Raw genomic sequence first — 18,848 nt, forward strand, 5'->3', positions numbered from 1 at the left:
GAGCATCGGCCCTACGGCCCGCCCACGCCGGCAGCCGCCGCCACCCATCTCCACAGCCCGTCGGTCTCGCCGGGACCGGGACGGGTCGATGACCGGTAGCTCGTCGGACGCTGCCGCCGGTCGTGCCAGAAGGTGCCGGACGGCGGGACGGGGTCGGTGGCCGCGAGCCACACCGCCGTGTCCGCTCCTTCCTGAGCCGTCCGCAGCAGCGGACGGCTCAGCGTACGGAATCCGGGGAGCGATCGGGCCAGACCCGGTGTGTCCGCCCAGCCGGGGTGCATGACGTAGGTGGAGAGCCGGTCCGAGGACCAGCGCCTGTCCAGGACCGGGGTCAGCTCCACCTGCATCCGCTTGGACCTGGCATATGCCACCGCACCCCGGTAGCTGCCATGCCGGAACTCCGGGTCGTCCACCGGCAGCGGCTGGGTGTACATCCCGCCCGAGGCGACGAAGACCACCCGGGCGCCGTGCTCCGAGCGCCGCAGCGCCGGCAGCAGGCGCTCGGTCAGCCGGATCGGGCCGAGCACGTGGGTGGCTACGGTCAGCTCGTGACCGTCGACCGAATCGGTCCGCTCCGAGGGCATGACCCCGGCGTTGTGCACGAGCACGTCGAGAGTCGTGGTGCCACCGTCGCGGGAGCAGAGGTCGTCGGCGAACGCATCGACCGCGGACAGGTCCGAGACGTCGCAGCGCTCGACCCGAAGATCGGCGGTCAGACCCTCGTCACGCAGCTGCCGTTCGATCCGGGCGACCGCCGCCGCGGCGCGCTCGGGTGAGCGCACGAGGACGTGCACGCGGGCGCCGAGCCGAGCCAGGCCGAGCACGGTGGCCTCACCCAGGCCGCTACCACCACCGGTGACCAGGGCCGTCCGCCCTGCCAAGGCTCCAGGTCGCGGGTCGGCCGCGTCCCAGCGGCGGCGACGGATCGCAAAGCCGAGGCGGGAGTACCCGAGCACGACCGTCCGGTCGAGCACTCGGTCCAGACCCTGGTCCGCCTCGTCCTCGGTAGCCGTGCGCGACGGAGTCATAGGGTCGAATCCTTCAGCTCGGTCATCCGGGCCAGCGCCTCGTGACGCTCCTCGGCATGGTCGACGATGCGACCAGGGTAGCCGTTGGCCGACCCGTCGGGATGGAGCCACGGCTCGTGCGCCGCCGCGCCGGGAAGGTGGCGAAGCTCGGGCACCCAGCGGCGGACATAGTCCCCCTCCGGGTCGAACCGAAGCCCTTGGACGACCGGGTTGAACACCCGGAAGTACGGTGCCGCGTCGGTGCCGGTCCCGGTCACCCACTGCCACCCGTGACTGTTCGAGGCGATGTCTCCGTCGAGGAGATGATCGAGGAAGTGCCGGGCTCCCACCGGCCACCACATGTGCAGATCCTTGACCAGGAAGCTCGCCACGACCATCCGTACGCGGTTGTGCATCCAGCCTTCGGCGAGCAGCTGGCGCATGCCCGCGTCGACGAACGGGTAGCCCGTGGTGCCGGACTTCCAGGCCGCCAGCAACGCGGGATCCTCGTCGTACTGCAGGCCTCGCAGCCCGCCGCGCAGGTCACGCCAGGCCGACCCGGGGTCGTGCCAGAGCACGTCGGCGTAGAACTCGCGCCAGGCCAGCTCGGCGACGAAGCGCTCCACGTCAGCACCGGTGGCATCGGTGCTGCGCGTGTCCAGATCCGCCAGGAGCGTACGCGGGTGGATCTCGCCATACTTCAACGCGGTCGAGATGCGGCTGGTCCGATCGAGGTCGGGTCGGTCCCGGGCCGAGGCATAGCCGGCCAGGCCTTCGGCGCAGAAGTCCTCCCAGCGGTGGAGCGCCGCGCGCTCACCGGCCTCTCGGTCAGGATGGGAAGGCAGCGGCTCCGAATCGAGCTTCCTCCTCCACTCGACCCGAGGTTCACCGGCCGGCGCCCGCCACCCGTGCTCTCGCCAGGCCCGCAGGAAGGGGGTGAAGACGCTGTAGGGGGCTCCGGCCGAGTTCCGGATCCTGCCCGGGGTCACCACGTACGGGCTGCCGGTGCCGACCAGAGCGACGTCATCCGCCGCCAGACGCTGCTCCACGGCTGCGTCGCGGCGGCGGCCGTAGGGGGTGGTCTCGGTCGAGACATGCACCCGCTCAGCCCCGGCCTCGGCGGCGACCTGGGCCACCACCTCCGCGGGGTCGCCCTCACGGATGACCAGGGCCCCGTCCGTCTCCTCGCGCAGCGCCGCGAGCGAGGCGAGGAGGCGCTCCCATCTCGGTCCGGGGCGGGCGAGGCGCGGGTCGAGCACGAACAGCGGCACCACCTGTCCCTCGCCGGCGGCGGCCTGGAGCGCAGGATGGTCTCCCAGCCGCAGGTCTCGGCGGAACCACAGCAGTGATGTCGTCATGGCATGTTCCGTCGGTCGGCTTCCAGGCGGATCTGGGCGACGTCGAGGACCCCGGCCCGGAACCCCGCCTCGCAGTAGGCCAGGTAGAACTCCCAGGTGCGGCGGAACTCCTCGCCGAAGGTGTCCGATCGAATCGTCGGCCAGGCAGCCAGGAAGGCCGAGCGCCAGCGACGTAGCGTCTCGGCGTAGTCGGCACCGAACGTGTCGGTGCGGGTCACCGCCAGGCCGACCCGGCCGGCATGCTCGGAGATGGCGGTGGCGGACGGGATCAGCCCGCCCGGGAAGATGTGCTTCTGGATCCAGCCATAGGAGCGACGGGTCGCCAGGTAGCGCTGGTGCGGCATCAGGATCGACTGCAGGGCGATGGCCCCGCCGGGGCGGACCAGGCGGGACAGGGTGGCGAAGTATTGCGGCCAGTAACGCTCGCCGACCGCCTCGATCATCTCGACGCTGACCACGGCATCGAAGGTGCCGACCACATGCCGGTAGTCCTGGACGAGCACCTCGACCCTGTCGGTGAACCCGGCCTCCTCCACCCGCTTCCTGGCCATCGCCGCCTGCTCCACCGACAGCGTCACGGTGGTGACCTGCGCGCCACGTCGCGCCGCCTCGATCGCGAGGGTCCCCCACCCCGTACCGATCTCGAGCAGGTCGTCACCGACGCCCACGCCCGCCAGGTCGAGCACAGCGTCGACCTTGCGCAGCTGCGCCTCCTGGAGGTCCTGCACGACAACCGGACGTGTGCGGTCGAACATCGCGGAGCTGTAGCTGAGGCTGGGGTCGAGGAACGCGGCGAACATGTCGTTCCCCAGGTCGTAGTGGGCGGAGATGTTCTCCTGGGTGTCCTCCACCGCCCCGCGCTGGTCCGCAGGGATCGGCTGGTCGACCAGGCCGCGCAGCCGCAGCATCCAGGCGGGGAGCAGACCGGAGAGGCGTTCCGCGTACGGAGTGAGCGCATCCGCGAGGTCGGTGCCGTCTGCGGCGTCCCAGTCTCCAGCCGTGTACGCCTCGCCGATGCCGATCTTCGGGTTCGCCGCGACGCGGCTGTAGAGGGACTCCGGACGCCGCAGCACGATGCCCGGCCTTCCAGCGGCGGGAGATCCGCCACGGCGGTTGAGCAGACTTCCGTCCGGGAGCGCGACGTCGACGGGGACCCGTCGGGTCGCCAGGCGCAGGATCTGCTTGGCGACGCCTGGTTTCAGGCTCCTGGTCGGCATCGGCGCCCGGTGCACCGGCCGGTCGAGCGTCGTGGGTTCGGCACTCATGATGTGGCCTCCTTCGGTGGGGCAGGGCGGGGAAAGACGGGCAACCTGCGCAACCACAGCCGGATCCCCTGGAACCGGATGAGCGCGCTGACCCGATGGGGCATCAGCAGGTGGGTGAGACTCACCCGGAGCAACGCGCGGCGCGTCGCCGGCTCGGGGGTGCCTCGAGTGGTCGCCGTCAGCACCCGAACGCCTTCGCGGTCGAGCCCGACGGTCACCGAGACCTCAGTCGGGTCGAGCCGCAGCCGGATCTCGTAGCTGCCGGACAGGTCGTTGAAGGGCGAGACGTAGAAGGCCTTGTCGATACGGGCCTGCCCGCGGTCGTCGATGTCTAGCAGATAGGCGTGGCGGCCACCGTAGGTGTTGTGCACCTCGAAGACGACCGCGCGTAGCGCACCGTCGCACGACTGCACCCAGAAGACCGTGAGCGGGTCGAAGACATGGCCCAGGACCCGGGCGTTCGCCAGCATCAGCACTCGATCGGTCGGCGAGAGAAAGACGTCCCTAGCGGCCAGGAACACGCCGAGATCGCCGCGGATCCCCTGCCCCGATGCGCCTGCGTCGAGGTGGTCGTCGGCACGGAATCCCGCCAGCGGACGCAGCCAGAGCGGGAGATGCGGCAGGTCGTCGACGTCCACGAGCCACTGGTAGCTGCGGTGCCGGAACGCGTGCCGTAGCGGCATCTCTCGGGTGTGGCTGACATGACCGACGACAAGTGCCGGGATCTCCGGACAGACCGGCCCGGTGCTCACCAGGTCGCTCCGAACGACTCCGCCGCCTCTACCCCGGAACGGCAGCCGTCCTCGTGGAAACCCCAGCCGAGGTGGGCACCGGCGAAGGCCAGCCTGGGACCACCGGCAGTACGCAGCCGCGCCGCCGCCGCGACCGCCTCGGTGGTGAAGACGGGGTGCTCGTAGGTCATCCGTGCGGTGACCGTGGCCGGGTCCACGTGCTCGGTGGCGTTGAGGGTCACCACGTGCTCGTCGCGGTCGTCGAGGCCCTGGAGGCGGTTCATCCAGTAGCTGACGACCACCTTGTCGGCGCCGCCACCACAGGAGGCGAGGCGGTAGTTCCACGATGCCCGGGCACGGGGCAAGGCCGGCAGCAGGGTGGCATCGCGGTGCAGCCAGGTCTCGTTCCGCGAGTATCCGATGGCGGCCAGATCCGCCTTCTCCTCAGGTGTCGCGTCCACCAGGAGCTGCAGGGCCTGATCGGCGTGAGTCGCCACCACCACACGGTCGAAGCGCCTGACCCCGGCCGCGCTGCGCACCTCGACGCCGTCCGCGTGCCGCTCCACAGCGGTCACGGGCTCGCCGACGCGGACCTCGTCGAGCCGCTCGGCGAGCCTGTCCACATAGGCACGAGAGCCGCCCACGACCGTCCGCCACGTAGGCGACCCGGTGACCTGGAGCATCCCGTGGTGATCGAGGAAGGCGAAGAGGTGCCGAGCGGGGTAGCCGCGGGCGTCCTCGTCGCCGCACGACCAGACGCAGGAGACCAGCGGCACGGCGAAGTGCTGGATGAAGTAGTCGCTGAAGCCGCCTTCGACCAGGAACTCTCCCCACGTCAGGTCGCTGTCGGTCTCGAGCAGGCGGCGAGCCTTGCGGTGGAAGCGCGGCACCTGCGCCAGCATGCGGAGGAAGCGCGGGTCACCGAGACGTTTCGGCTCGGCCAGGATGCCGCCGAGACCCCGGCCCCCGGCGTACGCCAGACCGCAGTCGTCACAGACGATGCTCATGCTCATCTCGGTCGGCCGGGTCTCGACGCCGAGCTCAGCGAAGAGACGGAGCAGGTTCGGATAGGTGCGCTCGTTCATCACGATGAAGCCGCTGTCGACGCGGAGAACGGCCCCGGGCTCGGTCGAGACCTCGTGGGTGTGCGCGTGACCGCCGAGCCTCTGGTCGGCTTCGAAGAGCGTGACGTCGTGGGTGCGCCCGAGAAGGTGGGCGGCGGTCAGTCCGGAGACCCCGCCCCCGATCACCGCGACCGTCGGCCGTGGAGTGGTGGCCGCTCGGCTCATGAGATCTCCCTCGTCAAGCAGCGGCGTGCTGCTGGCTAGTTCCAGAGATCGAATGTACAATCCTTGTTCAAGGTATGTCAAAGGTTTGAAAGGGATGCGATGATGCGAATCGACCGAACCGTGGAGACCTCCGCACCGGCAGCCGAGGTGTTCGACTTCTTGGCCGACTTCACCAACACCGAGCACTGGGATCCGGGGACCGTGCGCACCGACCGCGTCGCCGGGGACGGCGGGGTCGGGACGACGTACGCGAACACCTCGCGCTTCCTCGGGCGCACCACCGAGCTCACCTATGTCGTGAAGGCCTATGAGCCCGGCACCAGGATCGTGCTACGTGGCGAGAACAAGACGGTCGTCGCGCATGACACGATGACCTTCGTACCGACAGCCGCCGGCGGAACATCTGTGCGCTACGTGGCCGAGTTCGACCTGAAAGGCATGACCAAGATCGTGGCCCCGTTGCTGGCTCCCGCCTTCACCCGCCTGGGTGACACCGCCGCCGAGCAGATGCGCGCAACCCTGGACCAGCTGGCCCGGTAGCCGACCCGATGTACACCATCAAGCACGCGGCGCAGCGGGTCGGCATCACCACCGCGACGCTTCGTGCCTGGGAGCGCCGATACGGGGTCATCACTCCGCACCGGTCCGAGAGCGGTTACCGCCTCTACGGTGATCACGACGTCGCCGTACTGCTCTCGATGAAGCACCTCGTGGACCAGGGCTGGTCGGTCGGCCTGGCGGCGGCCGAAGCGCTCCGGCTAGACCGCGATCACCCTGTTCAGGACAAGTCCCTGGGGACACCGGACGACGGCCGCGCCACCAACCCGATCCCCGACCTCGCGGGGAGACTGACCGCAGCCGCATCGGCCCTCGACACCACGGACCTGGCAGGCACTCTGAACCAGGTCTTCGCCCTCGGCAGCTTCGAGACGGTGATGACCGACCACGTCTTTCCGGCCCTGGAGAATCTCGGCGACGCCTGGGCGGACGGCCAGGTCAGCGTCGCCGGCGAGCATCTCGCGTCGAACGCGGTGATGCGACGCCTCGCCGTGGCCTACGAGGCAGCGTCCGCCCACGGGCACGGACCTCGTGTCGCCCTCGGACTGGCTCCCCACACTCGACACGAGATCGGGCTCCTCGCCTTCGCCGTCGCCGCCCGACGGCGCGGCATGGACACCGACTACCTGGGCGCCGACCTTCCCCTCGACGACTGGCTCGGCGTCGTCGACGACCCCGAACTCGCTGCCGTCGTGCTCGCGATCCCCACCACCGCAGACATCACCGCGACCGGCGCGGTGATCTCCGCTCTGTGCGACCGCCGCCCCGACCTCGTCGTGGCCGTCGGCGGTGCCCAGCAGGATCACGCCCCCGAACGCGCCATCCGTCTCGGTCACGACATCACGGCAGGCGCCAAGATCCTCGCCGCGTCGACGTCGTCCCGTCAGCGACCCGACCGGAACTCGACCGGAGCGGGATGACCGCCGGCTCATCCAGGATGAGCCGGCGGCGAGGCTCCGAGCGTCAGCCCTTCACCGAGCCATTGGTCAGACCAGCGACGAGGTACCGCTGAGCGACCAGCGCCACGAAGACGATCGGGACGGTCAACAGCACGATCCCGGCCGCAGCCTGCTGCAGCTGCGGCAGCGACTGACCGACCTGCGCTGCGAGAAAGACCGGTGCGGTCTGAGCGTCCACGTCGGTCAGCACGGCCGGCAGCATGTAGGACTGGAACGCCCCCAGGAACGTGAGGATGCTCGCCGTCACCAGGCCCGGACCCATGACGGGCATGATGATCCTGCGGAACGCCCCCCACCTGGTGCACCCGTCGATCATCGCTGCCTCGTCGAGCTCGTTGGGGATCGCGGCGAAGAAGTTTCGCAACAGCCAGATCGTGAACGGCATGTCGAGGGCGATGAAGGCGATCGACAGACCGATGCGGGTGTCGTAGAGCCCGAACCGCGTGATCAGGTCGTAGAAGGGCAGCATGATGGCGAACCCTGGGATCGCGCGAAACAGCAGGGCGACTGCAAGGATGACAGCACTGGTCACGCCACCGAACCGACTCAGTGCGTACGCTGCCGGCGCACCGATCAACAACGTGACCACGACCGAGATCGCCCCGACGACCACCGAGTTCATGACGAACCTGAAGAAGTCGGTCTCGAGCCACAGACTGCGGAACGCGTCGATCGTCGGGGTGTAGAACACCTTGGGCGGCGACGCGAACGCGTCGATCAGTGGTTTCGTTGCCGACATGAAGGTCCAGATCAACGGGAACACCATCGCCAGCGTGACGAGGATCAGCCCCCCGGTCACCAGCAGGGTGGTTCGCCGTTCACGTCGGCCCTGAGCGCGGTTGTGGGGCGGCTGCATCACGGGCGTCGTCGATTCGATCAGGTCGTCCGTAACAGTGAGCTGGCTGCTCATGACCCCTCCTTGACTTCGCGGTAGACCTGCCGCACGAACGGCGCGATCAGGGTGAACATGACGAGCAACATCAAGATGTTGACCGCGCTGCCGAGACCGAGATTCTGTTGGTCACGCGCGAAGGCGTTCTGGAACACATACAGGTTGACCGACTGGGTGCCGACCGCCTGGGCGTTCGGAGCGAGCGGGATGAGCGCGTCGAAGAGCCCCAAACCGCCCATGATCGAGGTGAGCGCAAGGAACCTGAACATCGGCCCGAGCATGGGGATGACGACGTACCACTGGCGCTGCCACCAGTTCGCTCCGTCGATGGTCGCCGCCTCGAGCTGCTCGCCTGGGATGCCCTTCAGCGCGCCAAGAAACACCAGCATCATGAACGGCAGCGAGGCCCAGGTCGCCGCCATCAGAACGAGCGTCCGGTTCGGCCAAGTGCTCGTGAACCATTGGACGGTCTGGCCGGTGACGCTGTCGATCGCCACATTGACCAGCCCCCCGAAGCTGTCGTCGAAGAGCCAGGAGAACGCGGTCGCGCCGATCACAGCCGGGATCACGTACGGCGTCAGGAGGATTCCCAAGAACATCGACTTCCCCCGCCGCGCGCGGTGCAGGAGCAAGGCGAGACCGTATCCCAGCGCCATCACGACGCCGGTGTGCACCAGAGCGAAGCCCACCGTGAAAATCACCGCCGTATGGAAGGTCTGGTCGGTGAGCACCCGGGTGTAGTTGTCGAGCCCGATCCACTCGCCCGGCATCCCGTACTGGACGCTCTGGAAGCTCCAGACGATCGAGTAGACCAACGGCACCGCCAGCAGCGCCACCATCATGATCACGCTCGGGCCGACCCCGATTACGAAATCCCTGCGTTTCATCCGTGCTTCCTATCTTCGAACCGGGGTCGACGTCGACGATCAGTCGGAGAGCGCCTTCTCGGCGGCAGTCCCGCTGTCAGCGAGCGCGGCGTCGACCGAGGTCTTGCCGATGATGGCCTGGAGCAGCAGGGGCGAGGTCGCGTTCTGCATGTTGCCGAGCCAGGTCTCCATCGGCGGCGTCGCGGCGCCGTTGGCAAGGGCTTCCTGGACGGCGGCCGCGTACGGCGTGTTCTCCTCGGTGGCGATACCTTGTCGGGCGGGGAACGCGGCCGGCACCGCCTGCTCCGATGCGTCAGCACTGATGGATGCCGCCATCATGCGGAAGAGCAGGTCAGGGTCGATGTCGGTGTTCGCCGGGATCGACCATCCGTCGACCGAGACCGTGGCGGCGACGGGGCCGCCTTCCTCGGCCGCAGGCGGGGCGGCGAAAGCGAACTTTTCCGCATAGGGCGTGAGCTCGGGGTTGCTCAGGTCTGCCATCCGTCCCGAGTACATGATCGCCATTGCGGCCTTGCCGTTCATCAGCTGCTGCTGGACTCGGGGCTGGTCGAACGCGGCGACCTCGGGATCCATGACCGGTCGCAGATCCGCCAAGGCCTGCAAGGCGGTCTTCGCCTCCGGCGTGTCGAGCGCCGGCTTCTTGGTGTCGGGATCGAGGTATCCGCCACCCTGGGCGCGCAGCAGCTGCTCGAAGAACGTGGAGGAGTTGTCCGCGAGCGGCAGCGCAAGCGGGCTCTTGATCTCGCCTGCGTCCTGGATCTTCTCCGCCACCGTGACCAGCTCTTCGTAGGTGGTCGGCGGTTCGAGGTCGAGCTTCTCGAAGATGTCCTCGCGGTAGACCATCGTGATGACGTTGGACATCGTCGGCAGGGCATAGAGCTCGCCGTCGTACGACACGCCCTCGAGCATGACCGGGTCGATCTCGTCGAGCCCGTACTCGTCGGCGTACTTGTCGAACAGGTCACCGAGGGGCATCAGCTTCTTGGTGTTGGCGTAGCCCGGGACAGCGCCCGAATACATCCCGATGACGTCGTAGGTTCCCTGTCCGCCGGCGAGCGTGGTCGAGGTCTTCTGATACTGACCAGCGAAGTCGATCGGGGCGTGCTTGACCTCGACCCCGTCCTTGGAACAGCTCTTGACCATCGCGTTCGAGAACGGGTCGGTGGCCGAGGAGTTGTAGGAGAGGAGATTGACCGTGACCTGGCCGGCGCCAGAAACGTCGCAGTCGACCGCTTTGACCGTGTTCCCGGTCGCCTGCGATCCAGCGCTGCACGCGGTGGCCAGGGCCACGAGGGCGACCGCAGACAGGACGACCGCGGGTTTGAACGAACGGATGGTTGGCATACTGATTCGCCTCCAGGATCTGAGTTATGCATCCGTATACTTGGCTCTCTTCACCTAGTTGTCAATAGAAAAGTTCGCAAAGATTGCATCCGTATTCACAGATCCGTGCCGAGCCGCTCAACTATTTACGGCGTGAGTCTCTCGGAGCACCAGCCGGGTGGGCACCGTCTCGTGCACGGCCTCCGCCGACCGATCCCCGGAAAGCCGCGCGACGATGCGCTGAGCGGCGAACCTCGCCATCAGCGGAAAGTCGACGCGGACAGTCGTCAGCTGAAAGCAGGGCCAACCCGCTACATCAAGGTCGTCGAACCCTACGATGTCGACGTCACCCGGCACTTCGAGACCCATCTGGCGGGCCTCGTTGAGCGCACCGACAGCCAACATGTCCGTGACACAGAAGACGGCCGTGGGCGGGTCGGCCTGCGTCATGATCCGCCGGAATCCCGCACTTCCGTCCTCATAGGCAAACCGCCCACGCGAGACCCGGCGGGGCGGAAGCTCGAGCCCGGCCTCATCGAGCGCACCGCGGAACCCCGCCTCCCGATCCCTCGAACTACTGGCTTGCTCAGGCCCCAGGATGGCGCCGATGCGTCGGTGCCCGCATTCATGCAACAGACGTCCGACGGCCGCTCCACCGCCACTGTTGTCAGCAGTCACGCTGTCAGCGTCGATGAGCGCACTGACACGATTCATCTGGACGAACGGAAAACCCTTCCCATGAAGCATATGAGGAAGCGAGGAATGGAGCTCGGAGGTGGTGAGGATCGCTCCGTCGACCGAACCGTCCAGCAGTCGCTCGTACGCCGACATCTCGTCGCCCCGCTCAGCGAACACCACCATTCGGTAGCCCAGATCCATCAAGGCGTCGTGCACGGGCGCCACCAACCGGGGATACAGCGCGTTGTCGAGGTCGGCAACCATCGCGACCTGATGGGTTGAGCGCGTCGACAGGCTGCGCCCGACCTCACTGCGGACATAGCCAAGCGCACGCGCCGCATCGGCCACCTTCTTCCTGGTCGCCTCAGAGACGCGGTGGTCATCCCGCAACGCCCTCGACACGGTCGCTTGGGAAACGCCCGCGAGCTTGGCGACGTCATGACTTGTGACGGCCATCGTCCACTCCTACCGGTATCGGTCCTCGACAGACTGTCGCGATCGGCAGTCCCGGCGATGAGAATACGTGTGCCGAGCACCCGGCGTCTCGCTAGGGCGTGGCGATGCGCGTGATACGTGCGTCAACAAAGGCGACAATCAGGAGCTGCAGCCTGGTCCCTTGACATGCTTGTGCATACGTATGATCATCCGACCATGTCACCATTAGAGGTAGCCAGGCCGACCCTGGACCCGTCCGCTCATCAGCCGTTCACCAGCGTCGAGGAGTACATCCTGCGGTGTACCGACGAGATCTGGGTCGATCGCGGAGTCGGTTTGATCGACGCCGCCTACTACGACCCGGACGTACGCATCCACGGTGCCTTCGGCACATCCGTGGGCCTGTCGTCCGTGATCGCCGGGACTACGCAGAGCATCGCGTCCTACCCCGACGAGGTGGGATTCGGTGAAGACGTCGTCTGGGAGCCACGAGGAGAGCAGTCGTTCATCTCCTCCCATCGCGTGTACAGCACCGGCACGAACACCGGATGGACAAGCTATGGTCCCCCGTCAGGACGTCACTTTGAGAAGCGAGCTCTTGCTCACTGCTTGGTGAAGAACGGCAAGATCATTGAGGAGTGGGTGGTTCGCGACGAGCATCGACTCGTGGTGGACCTCGGTCATGATCCGCGTCAGGTCGCCCGCCGCTTCGCGGAGCGTGGCGACTGGCGGCCGCTGGAACTCGGCCATCTCCCAGAGGATCCTCTCTGTGCCGGGGTCTCAGGGGAACGAGACCCCGGGGCCAACGCCGGCGAGGATCAACGCATGCTCGAGATGTTCGACCAGCTGTGGAACGACCGACGGCACGATCGGATCAGTGATTTCTACGACCGCGATGTCGTGCTCCACACCTCGCGCGGTCGCACCTTGCAGGGCTTGCGACAGGTCTCGACCGAGACTCTGGACGTGCTGGCCGCATTCCCGGACGCACGGCAACGGATTCTCGACGTCTGCATCGACGAGCACCCTCGGCGGGGGCAGCGAGCTGCCGTCGTGTGGCTGCTCGAGGGAACCTACTCCGGCTATGACGTCTACGGACCGGCGACGGGACTACCGATCCAACTGCTCGGCGCCTCTCAGTTCGTTCTCGAGGGCGGCAGGATCGTCCGCGAGTTCCGGGTGTACGACGAGCTCGCGCTGGCGATCCAGATCGAGCAGGGTCGTCTGCAGTCGACCGCAGTCGACTCCTGAGGTGAGACACCGATCTCCGGCTGCTGTCAGTCACGGGTGGTGACCGACAGCGGCCGGAGATCGGTGGGATGCAAACGAGTCGGCGTTCGCGTCCGTCGGGCTGTCCTCAGACGATCCAGCGAGGCTTCGTCGGATCCGTGATGTACGTCAGGTCGTCGAGCACGTCGTACCCCATCTGCTGCGTCATGTGCAGGGTGTCGATCATGACCCAGTTGTCGATGATCTTGTTCTGGTCGTCGAGGCGGTACCAGTCGGCGACCCGCATCTCGATGCGCCGCCCGGTGGGGGGCAGGCCGAGCCACTGGCCACCGGTGTGGTGGCCGTGCAGCGAGGGCCAACCACCGGTGACGCCGAACAGCCCATCGCCCGCCTGGATGTAGTGGCCCGGAGCGTCCTCGGCACAGCCTTCGGCCCGCTCGAACCCGCCCCGGTCCGGGAACGCCTGGATGAACAAGGCCCCGTGATAGTCGTCGAACCCTCGCTGACCCCGGGTCGATCCGATGCCAGCCGGGCCGTACCAGTTCATGTGGTCGTGCCAATGCGGGCTGTGCTCAGCCGTAGCGACGTGGTCGGCGAGGTCCTCACCATCGCCCAGGCCGTCCTGCATCTCCCGCACGATCCGCATGGTCGTGGCGCCACGTACGTTGTCGACGGAGGCGCCGGACGCACCGGTGTCGATCGGAGGAAGGGGCCATTGTTCGGCACTGCCGGGCATCTGGCGGAACGGGTAGAAGCCGCCCTGGCGCATCACGTCGACGACATCGAGGAGGATGTAGAGCTTGGCGATCCGACCGTCGACGACAACGGCGTTCGTGCCGAACCGGAGATACGTCAGCCCGTGCGTCGGCGGGATCCCGACCCATGGCGCGGTCAAGGTACCCTGGACGTTGCCGAGAGTTGAGACGACGTTGCGTCCCTCGTACGTGTCCGCGATGGCGATCCCGATCCGCTGTTCGTAGTCGGGGAACGACGCACGCAGAGGCTCGAAGAATCCTTCGGCGGCTTCGTCGACTCCGTTCAGAGTGTTGAACGGATGGAAGACCTCGAAGGTCGCCTCCGGGTGACAGTGCTCCTCGAGCACGCCTCGGCTCGCGCCGGATTCGGCGTTCGCAAGTGCGTGCAGGAGACGAATGACCAGCTGCTTGTTCTCTTCGTGCGAGCTCATGCGAGCACCTCCACTTCGGTTGATGAACGACGAGCCACGACGTCTGCGAGGCTGTCGACGACGAGGTCGATCTCGACCTCGTTGATGGTCAGCGGCGGCGCGAGCCGGATCGTGCTGCCGTGGGTGTCCTTCGCCAGCACACCGAGGGCAGCCAGGTCCTCGCAGACCTCCCGGCCGGTGGCGATGGCCGGATCGATGTCGACGCCGGCCCACAGGCCGACGCCCCGAGTCGCGACCACTCCCGAGCCGACTAGGTCGGTCAGCCGGCGGTGGAGGTGGGCTCCCCTAGTCGCCGCGCCTTGTTGGTGGGTGGCGTCTGCCAACAGCTCGATGACGGCCCGAGCGACCGCACAGGCCAACGGGTTGCCGCCGAACGTGCTGCCGTGATCTCCGGGACGCAACACCCCGAGCACCGACGCGTCCGCGATGACCGCCGAGACCGGCAGGATTCCGCCGCCCAGTGCCTTGCCGAGCACGTAGACGTCAGGAGACACATCCCAGAGGTCGCAGGCGAAGGTGGTGCCGGTGCGGCCCAGACCCGACTGGATCTCGTCGGCGATGAACAAGACCCCGTTCTCGTCACAGAAGCGGCGGACGTCGGCCAGGTAGCCCTCCGGCGGGACGACCACACCGGCCTCACCCTGGATCGGCTCGATCAGCACAGCCACGGTGGTCTCGTCGATCGCCGCTGCCATTGCGGCCGAATCGCCGAAGGCGACGTGCCGAAACCCGCCGGGGAACGGGCCGAACCCCGACCTCGCCTGCGGGTCGGTGGAGAACCCGACGATCGTGGTGGTGCGGCCGTGGAAGTTGCCGTCGGCGACGACGATCGTGGCACGGTCTGCGGGAACGCCCTTGACCTCGTAGCCCCACTTGCGCGCCACCTTGATCGCGCTCTCGACCGCCTCGGCGCCGGTGTTCATCGGCAGCACCATGTCCTTGCCGGCCAGCTGGGCCAGCTCTGCACAGAAGTGCCCCAGCTGGTCGTGATGGAAGGCCCTGCTGGTCAGGGTGATCCGCTCCAGCTGAGTCTGGACGGCCTCGACGAGCGCCGGGTGGCGGTGTCCGAAGTTGAGCGATGAGTAGCCAGCCAGACAGTCGAGGTAGCGCCGTCCGTCCGTGTCTGTGACCCACACGCCTTCTCCGTGGGAGAGCACCACGTCGAGCGGATGGTAGTTGTGGGCGCCGTGTCGCTCCTCGAGCGCTGTGGCCGACGTCAACGAGCACCGACCTGGGCGAGCAGAGCGACCTCGTTGTACTCGGCCCACTCCGCCGTGACCAGATCGCCTCGGACGTGGATGTGGTGCAGGCACATGATCGAGACCGGACGATCCTCTCCGGCAGCGTTCGTCGCGGTCCCCGTCACGCGGTAGCGGACCGCGACCCTCGAGCGCTGTGGGCTGTCGTCGTTCCAGTAGAGCTCGTCGAGCTCCAGACGCAGGTCAGGCAGCAGGTCCAGCCAACGCTGCACCTCCGCCTTCGCGCCCTCCGGCCCGAACCCGAGGCGGGTCGTGCCGAAGGAGTACGGCGCACCCGGCGCGTAGTGCCGGTCGGCGACCGTGAGGTCGCGGCGGTTGTAGAGACCGTCGAGCACGTCGCGCACCACCGCGCCGGCGCCGTCGATCACCTCAGGGATCGCGGGAACCGTAGCACCGAAGCTCTTTGTCGTGGCGGAGGCCGCGTCGCCCAGCGGCATCGAGGACCGGCGGTTGTTGGCCACCGACTCCTCGAGCGAGAACCCGAGCTGCTCGACAAAGGCCTTTCCGTTGCCGGCTGCCCACTCCTCGACGTACTGGTCCCCGACGACCACGCAGTTCGAGATCGAGCTGTTAACGAGCTTGCGACCGGTCGGCTCGCCCAGGCTGCTGACGCCGTCGTGGGTGCCACGTGCGATCCACCGCATCGAGGTGCGGTAGCCGCGCTCGTCGTCGCCGGTCCAGATCGTGTCGTCGATGATTCCGTAGTAGTCCGAGAACCCACGTCGACGGTCGATCGTGTCTCGGGTGACGACCGCTTCTCCGACCATGTCGCCGCCATCGGTCCAGATGATCGTGCCGGGCAGGTACCAGTTGGGCACCAGCTCAGGATGTTTGTCGTTCCAGATCTGGTAGGTCGTCCGCTCCACGAAGTCGACGATGTCGACGTAGGGGTAGCCAGCCATCGAGGTGGTCGCGCCTGTTTCAGTCATTGAGATTCCTGACTCTCGTTCGGATGGGAGATGAATGTGGTGCCAGCCAGCACCCAGTCGCCGAGGCAACGATCGATCGCCGCCTGGGCGTTGAGCACCACCATCTGAGCACCGCCGTCGAAGGCGGCGACGGCGCCCTTCGCGTCCGACGCCAGAGCGAGCACCGGCGTGCCGACCCCCTTCGCCGTGGACCACACTTGACGACACGCCGCGTCAGCCGCACGCGCGTCGTATCCAAGAGTGGCTGCCAGGTCGCTGAGGCCGACCCAGACCGCATCGACGCCTTCGGCTCCGGCTATGGATTCAGCGTTCTGGACGCCTTGGGTGTCCTCGATCATCGCAACCACCAACGTGCGTCGGGCTGCGTCGGCTGCATGCTCAGACCCTGCGGCCTTCCCCCACCGACCCGCCGGTGTGTAGGTCGCGAAACCGCGATCCCCAAACGGGGGATAATGGGCCGCGCGAACAGCATCGGCGGCATCGTCGGCCGACTGGACATGCGGCGCGACGATCCCTTCAGCACCGGCGTCGAGGACTCGCAACGCCAGGGCAACCTCACCACCGCCGATCCGGACGACGGTCGGCAGACCGACCGCGCGGGCCGCAGCGATGTGGTCGGCCAGAGCCTGCTGGTCGGCGAAACCGTGCTCGGTGTCCAGAAGGACGAAGTCATAGCCGTTGTGACCAGCCATGTCGATCAGCATCGCCGCCGGTGTGCGCACCAAGATGCCGAGCAATCGCTCCCCGCGTGCCAGCCGCTGCTTCAGCGGTTCGATCGGCTCCCGGTTCATCGCGCCACCATTCCGGCCGACAGGTCGATGTCCGCGGCCGTCAGGCCCGGCATCTGCAGCATGGCGACGAGGGCCTGGCCGACCTCGTCCTCCTCCACCATCCGCCCGAGCGCCGAGCGGCTCACGAACGCCTGCTCGGCCTCTTCACGGCTGACGCCGGTGCGCTCAGCCTCCAGACGGAAGTTGCGCTCCATGCGGGGACCGTTCACCGGTCCCGGCGAGAGCGTGTTCACCCGCACCCCGAACGGCCCGGCCTCCGCAGCCAGGGTCGTGGTCAGGCCGATCACGGCCATCTTCGAGGCGCAGTACGGTGTACGCCGCGCCAGCGGGCGCTTGCCACTGACCGACGCCACGTTGACGACGTCGCCGGCACGCGCCGCGATCATCGGCGGCAGGAACGCCTGGCACATCAGGAACACCCCGCGCACGTTGGTCGCGAAGACCGCGTCCCAGTCGTCAGGATCGATGTCGACCAGATCCGCCACCGGTCCCGGGACACCGGCGTTGTTGACCAGGATGCTGACCTGCTCGTCGTGGAGCGTCTCGGCGAGCATCGCCACGGACCCCGGATCGGCGACGTCACACGTCTCGATCCGGCACCGGTCCGCCGGGGCCTCGATCGCCTGCCTTGTCATTTCGAGCTTTGTCAGGTCACGGCCGACCAGGATCAGCCGGGCGCCCGACTCATACAGGCGTCGCGCCATCGCCCGACCGAGGCCGTTCCCCGCACCGGAGACCAGCGCGGTGCGCCCTGCGAACGTCGCGCTCATCGTTCCGGCGCCCAGGGCAACGGCCGGTCGCCGTACTTCGCGGCGCGGACGTCGCCGGACCTGGCGTGTCCCTCGAAGAGCTCCACGCGGCTGGCGCGTCCACAGACCTCGCCGAGCAGCGCCGACGACGAGGGATCGTTGATCTCCTGGTAGGTGACGGTCTTGAGGTACTTACCGACCCACAGTCCGCCGGTGTAGCGCGCCGCTCCCTTCGTGGGGAGCACGTGGTTGGTGCCGATCACCTTGTCGCCGTAGGAGACACAGGTGCCTTCGCCCAGGAACAGGGCGCCGTAGTCGCGCATCAGGTCCAGCGCCTTCCTCGGCTCCGCGGTCAGCACCTCGACATGCTCGGACGCGAAGCTGTCCGCGAGGGCGTACGCCTCCTCCAACGAGCCGACCACGTGGACCTCACCGTGATCGCGCCAGGCGGGCTCCGCGAAGTCGCGGGTGGGCATCTCCGGGAGCAGCCGATCGATGTGGTCCATCGCCTCACGCGCGACGCGCTCGCTGGTAGTGATCAGGACCGCCGGGGAGTCGGGGCCGTGCTCGGCCTGGCTGAGCAGGTCGACAGCCACCACGAACGAGTCTGCATGATCGTCGGCGATCACCAGGATCTCCGTAGGACCGGCGAAGAGGTCGATGCCGACCTCACCGAACAGTTGGCGCTTGGCCTCTGCGACATACGCGTTGCCGGGGCCTGCGATCAGGTCGACACGCTGCATGCTCGGCGTGCCGACGGCCATCGCCGTAACAGCCTGGACACCGCCAAGCAGGTAGATCTCATCGGCGCCCGCGAGATGGGCAGCTGCCACAGTTGCCGCCGGGATCTCGCCACGGATCGGTGGCGTGCAGGCCACCACACGCTCCACGCCCGCAACTTTCGCGGTGATGATGGTCATGTGGGCGGAGGCGGTCAGCGGATAACGGCCGCCTGGAATGTAGGCGCCGGCGGCGGCCACGGGCACATGATGGTGACCGAGCGTCACGCCGGGAAGCGTGGTGATCTCGACATCGCGCATCGACTCGCGCTGAGCGGTGGCGAAGGTGCGTACCTGGTCCTGGACGAACCGGATGTCGTCGATGACCTGATCGGGTACGCCGGCCACGATCTCCTCGATCTGCGACTCGGTGAGTCGGAACGACGAGGGCGTCCAGCTGTCGAACTTCTCGGAGTAGTCGCGCACCGCGTCGTCACCGCGCTCGCGAATGTCGCTGATGATCGACTCGACGGCTTGCCGCACCTCGATGGTGCTGGTTCCCGCGTGAGTGGTGGGGTTCGCGGACTTCAGGACTTCAGTCAT

General features: G+C 67.6%; 18 protein-coding genes. 3 read left to right on the plus strand and 15 right to left on the minus strand.

Translation table 11 applies throughout. The features are described from left to right. Nucleotides 1-11: 11 nt before the first annotated feature. Genes IEY84_RS07550 through IEY84_RS07570 form a run of 5 tightly spaced genes read right to left on the minus strand, consistent with a single transcriptional unit; the run spans nucleotide 12 to nucleotide 5,650 of the window. Nucleotides 12-1,028 (minus strand): SDR family NAD(P)-dependent oxidoreductase, encoded by a 1,017-nt coding sequence (locus IEY84_RS07550; protein ID WP_183543897.1) that lies wholly within the window; start codon nucleotides 1,026-1,028, stop codon nucleotides 12-14. Beyond that, nucleotides 1,025-2,365, minus strand: coding sequence for a cryptochrome/photolyase family protein (locus tag IEY84_RS07555; protein WP_183543899.1), 1,341 nt, complete (start codon nucleotides 2,363-2,365; stop codon nucleotides 1,025-1,027). The genes IEY84_RS07550 and IEY84_RS07555 overlap by 4 nt, the downstream gene beginning before the upstream one ends. Then, on the minus strand, nucleotides 2,362-3,630 hold the full coding sequence (locus IEY84_RS07560) for an SAM-dependent methyltransferase (RefSeq protein WP_183543901.1): 1,269 nt from the start codon (nucleotides 3,628-3,630) through the stop codon (nucleotides 2,362-2,364). The genes IEY84_RS07555 and IEY84_RS07560 overlap by 4 nt, the downstream gene beginning before the upstream one ends. Continuing rightward, complete coding sequence (locus IEY84_RS07565) at nucleotides 3,627-4,382, minus strand: DUF1365 domain-containing protein (RefSeq protein WP_229788431.1); 756 nt, start codon at nucleotides 4,380-4,382, stop codon at nucleotides 3,627-3,629. The genes IEY84_RS07560 and IEY84_RS07565 overlap by 4 nt, the downstream gene beginning before the upstream one ends. Then, nucleotides 4,379-5,650: an NAD(P)/FAD-dependent oxidoreductase gene (locus tag IEY84_RS07570; protein ID WP_183543903.1), complete on the minus strand. Its 1,272-nt coding sequence runs from the start codon at nucleotides 5,648-5,650 to the stop codon at nucleotides 4,379-4,381. The genes IEY84_RS07565 and IEY84_RS07570 overlap by 4 nt, the downstream gene beginning before the upstream one ends. Before the next feature lie 102 nt (nucleotides 5,651-5,752). On the opposite strand from IEY84_RS07570, the gene IEY84_RS07575 reads away from it, so the two are divergent. After that, a complete protein-coding gene (locus tag IEY84_RS07575; protein ID WP_229788433.1) occupies nucleotides 5,753-6,190 on the plus strand; it encodes an SRPBCC family protein in 438 nt (145 codons plus the stop codon). Nucleotides 6,191-6,198: 8 nt separating this feature from the next. After that, nucleotides 6,199-7,128 (plus strand): MerR family transcriptional regulator, encoded by a 930-nt coding sequence (locus IEY84_RS07580; protein ID WP_183543907.1) that lies wholly within the window; start codon nucleotides 6,199-6,201, stop codon nucleotides 7,126-7,128. Between the two features lie 43 nt (nucleotides 7,129-7,171). Here IEY84_RS07580 and IEY84_RS07585 read toward each other — a convergent pair whose 3' ends face one another. From IEY84_RS07585 to IEY84_RS07600, 4 genes are all read right to left on the minus strand, one after another. Then, nucleotides 7,172-8,077 carry a carbohydrate ABC transporter permease gene (locus tag IEY84_RS07585; RefSeq protein ID WP_183543909.1) on the minus strand — a complete coding sequence of 302 codons (906 nt, stop codon included), beginning with the start codon at nucleotides 8,075-8,077 and terminating at the stop codon, nucleotides 7,172-7,174. Continuing rightward, the gene (locus IEY84_RS07590; protein WP_183543911.1) at nucleotides 8,074-8,895 is read right to left on the minus strand and encodes a carbohydrate ABC transporter permease; all 822 of its coding nucleotides are present in this window, start codon (nucleotides 8,893-8,895) and stop codon (nucleotides 8,074-8,076) included. The genes IEY84_RS07585 and IEY84_RS07590 overlap by 4 nt, the downstream gene beginning before the upstream one ends. 90 nt (nucleotides 8,896-8,985) lie before the next feature. Further along, nucleotides 8,986-10,290: an ABC transporter substrate-binding protein gene (locus tag IEY84_RS07595; protein WP_183543913.1), complete on the minus strand. Its 1,305-nt coding sequence runs from the start codon at nucleotides 10,288-10,290 to the stop codon at nucleotides 8,986-8,988. A gap of 117 nt (nucleotides 10,291-10,407) precedes the next feature. Then, on the minus strand, nucleotides 10,408-11,403 hold the full coding sequence (locus IEY84_RS07600; protein WP_183543915.1) for a LacI family DNA-binding transcriptional regulator: 996 nt from the start codon (nucleotides 11,401-11,403) through the stop codon (nucleotides 10,408-10,410). A 195-nt stretch (nucleotides 11,404-11,598) separates the two neighbouring features. Here IEY84_RS07600 and IEY84_RS07605 point away from each other — a divergent pair, with 195 nt between their 5' ends. Next, the gene (locus IEY84_RS07605; RefSeq protein WP_183543917.1) at nucleotides 11,599-12,633 is read left to right on the plus strand and encodes an ester cyclase; all 1,035 of its coding nucleotides are present in this window, start codon (nucleotides 11,599-11,601) and stop codon (nucleotides 12,631-12,633) included. A 106-nt stretch (nucleotides 12,634-12,739) separates the two neighbouring features. Here the strand turns inward: IEY84_RS07605 and IEY84_RS07610 are convergent, their stop codons facing one another. Genes IEY84_RS07610 through hisD form a run of 6 tightly spaced genes read right to left on the minus strand, consistent with a single transcriptional unit; the run spans nucleotide 12,740 to nucleotide 18,848 of the window. After that, entirely contained in the window at nucleotides 12,740-13,798 is a 1,059-nt protein-coding gene (locus IEY84_RS07610; protein ID WP_183543919.1) for a nuclear transport factor 2 family protein, read from the minus strand. Next, nucleotides 13,795-15,018 carry an ornithine--oxo-acid transaminase gene (gene rocD / locus IEY84_RS07615; protein WP_183543921.1) on the minus strand — a complete coding sequence of 408 codons (1,224 nt, stop codon included), beginning with the start codon at nucleotides 15,016-15,018 and terminating at the stop codon, nucleotides 13,795-13,797. The genes IEY84_RS07610 and rocD overlap by 4 nt, the downstream gene beginning before the upstream one ends. Further along, nucleotides 15,015-15,986, minus strand: a complete 972-nt coding sequence (locus IEY84_RS07620; protein WP_183543923.1) for a nuclear transport factor 2 family protein — start codon at nucleotides 15,984-15,986, stop codon at nucleotides 15,015-15,017. Before IEY84_RS07620 ends, rocD begins: the two co-directional genes overlap by 4 nt. Further along, nucleotides 15,983-16,777: an HpcH/HpaI aldolase family protein gene (locus tag IEY84_RS07625; protein ID WP_183543924.1), complete on the minus strand. Its 795-nt coding sequence runs from the start codon at nucleotides 16,775-16,777 to the stop codon at nucleotides 15,983-15,985. The genes IEY84_RS07620 and IEY84_RS07625 overlap by 4 nt, the downstream gene beginning before the upstream one ends. Further along, on the minus strand, nucleotides 16,774-17,547 hold the full coding sequence (locus IEY84_RS07630; protein WP_183543926.1) for an SDR family NAD(P)-dependent oxidoreductase: 774 nt from the start codon (nucleotides 17,545-17,547) through the stop codon (nucleotides 16,774-16,776). Before IEY84_RS07630 ends, IEY84_RS07625 begins: the two co-directional genes overlap by 4 nt. Next, nucleotides 17,544-18,848, minus strand: a complete 1,305-nt coding sequence (gene hisD, locus IEY84_RS07635) for a histidinol dehydrogenase (RefSeq protein ID WP_183543928.1) — start codon at nucleotides 18,846-18,848, stop codon at nucleotides 17,544-17,546. Before hisD ends, IEY84_RS07630 begins: the two co-directional genes overlap by 4 nt.

Origin of the sequence: Nocardioides albus (assembly GCF_014648255.1) — a bacterium.
Classification (GTDB): Bacteria; Actinomycetota; Actinomycetes; order Propionibacteriales; family Nocardioidaceae; genus Nocardioides; species Nocardioides albus.

Bases quoted from the DNA above. Each gene is read 5' to 3' on its own strand.
- IEY84_RS07570 (WP_183543903.1), bottom strand. From the start codon at position 5,650: ATGAGCCGAGCGGCCACCACTCCACGGCCGACGGTCGCGGTGATCGGG.
- IEY84_RS07560 (WP_183543901.1), bottom strand. From the start codon at position 3,630: ATGAGTGCCGAACCCACGACGCTCGACCGGCCGGTGCACCGGGCGCCG.
- IEY84_RS07630 (WP_183543926.1), bottom strand. From the start codon at position 17,547: ATGAGCGCGACGTTCGCAGGGCGCACCGCGCTGGTCTCCGGTGCGGGG.
- IEY84_RS07575 (WP_229788433.1), top strand. From the start codon at position 5,753: ATGCGAATCGACCGAACCGTGGAGACCTCCGCACCGGCAGCCGAGGTG.
- IEY84_RS07595 (WP_183543913.1), bottom strand. From the start codon at position 10,290: ATGCCAACCATCCGTTCGTTCAAACCCGCGGTCGTCCTGTCTGCGGTC.
- IEY84_RS07610 (WP_183543919.1), bottom strand. From the start codon at position 13,798: ATGAGCTCGCACGAAGAGAACAAGCAGCTGGTCATTCGTCTCCTGCAC.
- IEY84_RS07625 (WP_183543924.1), bottom strand. From the start codon at position 16,777: ATGAACCGGGAGCCGATCGAACCGCTGAAGCAGCGGCTGGCACGCGGG.
- IEY84_RS07585 (WP_183543909.1), bottom strand. From the start codon at position 8,077: ATGAGCAGCCAGCTCACTGTTACGGACGACCTGATCGAATCGACGACG.
- IEY84_RS07550 (WP_183543897.1), bottom strand. From the start codon at position 1,028: ATGACTCCGTCGCGCACGGCTACCGAGGACGAGGCGGACCAGGGTCTG.
- hisD (WP_183543928.1), bottom strand. From the start codon at position 18,848: ATGACTGAAGTCCTGAAGTCCGCGAACCCCACCACTCACGCGGGAACC.
- IEY84_RS07580 (WP_183543907.1), top strand. From the start codon at position 6,199: ATGTACACCATCAAGCACGCGGCGCAGCGGGTCGGCATCACCACCGCG.
- IEY84_RS07600 (WP_183543915.1), bottom strand. From the start codon at position 11,403: ATGGCCGTCACAAGTCATGACGTCGCCAAGCTCGCGGGCGTTTCCCAA.
- IEY84_RS07555 (WP_183543899.1), bottom strand. From the start codon at position 2,365: ATGACGACATCACTGCTGTGGTTCCGCCGAGACCTGCGGCTGGGAGAC.
- IEY84_RS07605 (WP_183543917.1), top strand. From the start codon at position 11,599: ATGTCACCATTAGAGGTAGCCAGGCCGACCCTGGACCCGTCCGCTCAT.
- IEY84_RS07620 (WP_183543923.1), bottom strand. From the start codon at position 15,986: ATGACTGAAACAGGCGCGACCACCTCGATGGCTGGCTACCCCTACGTC.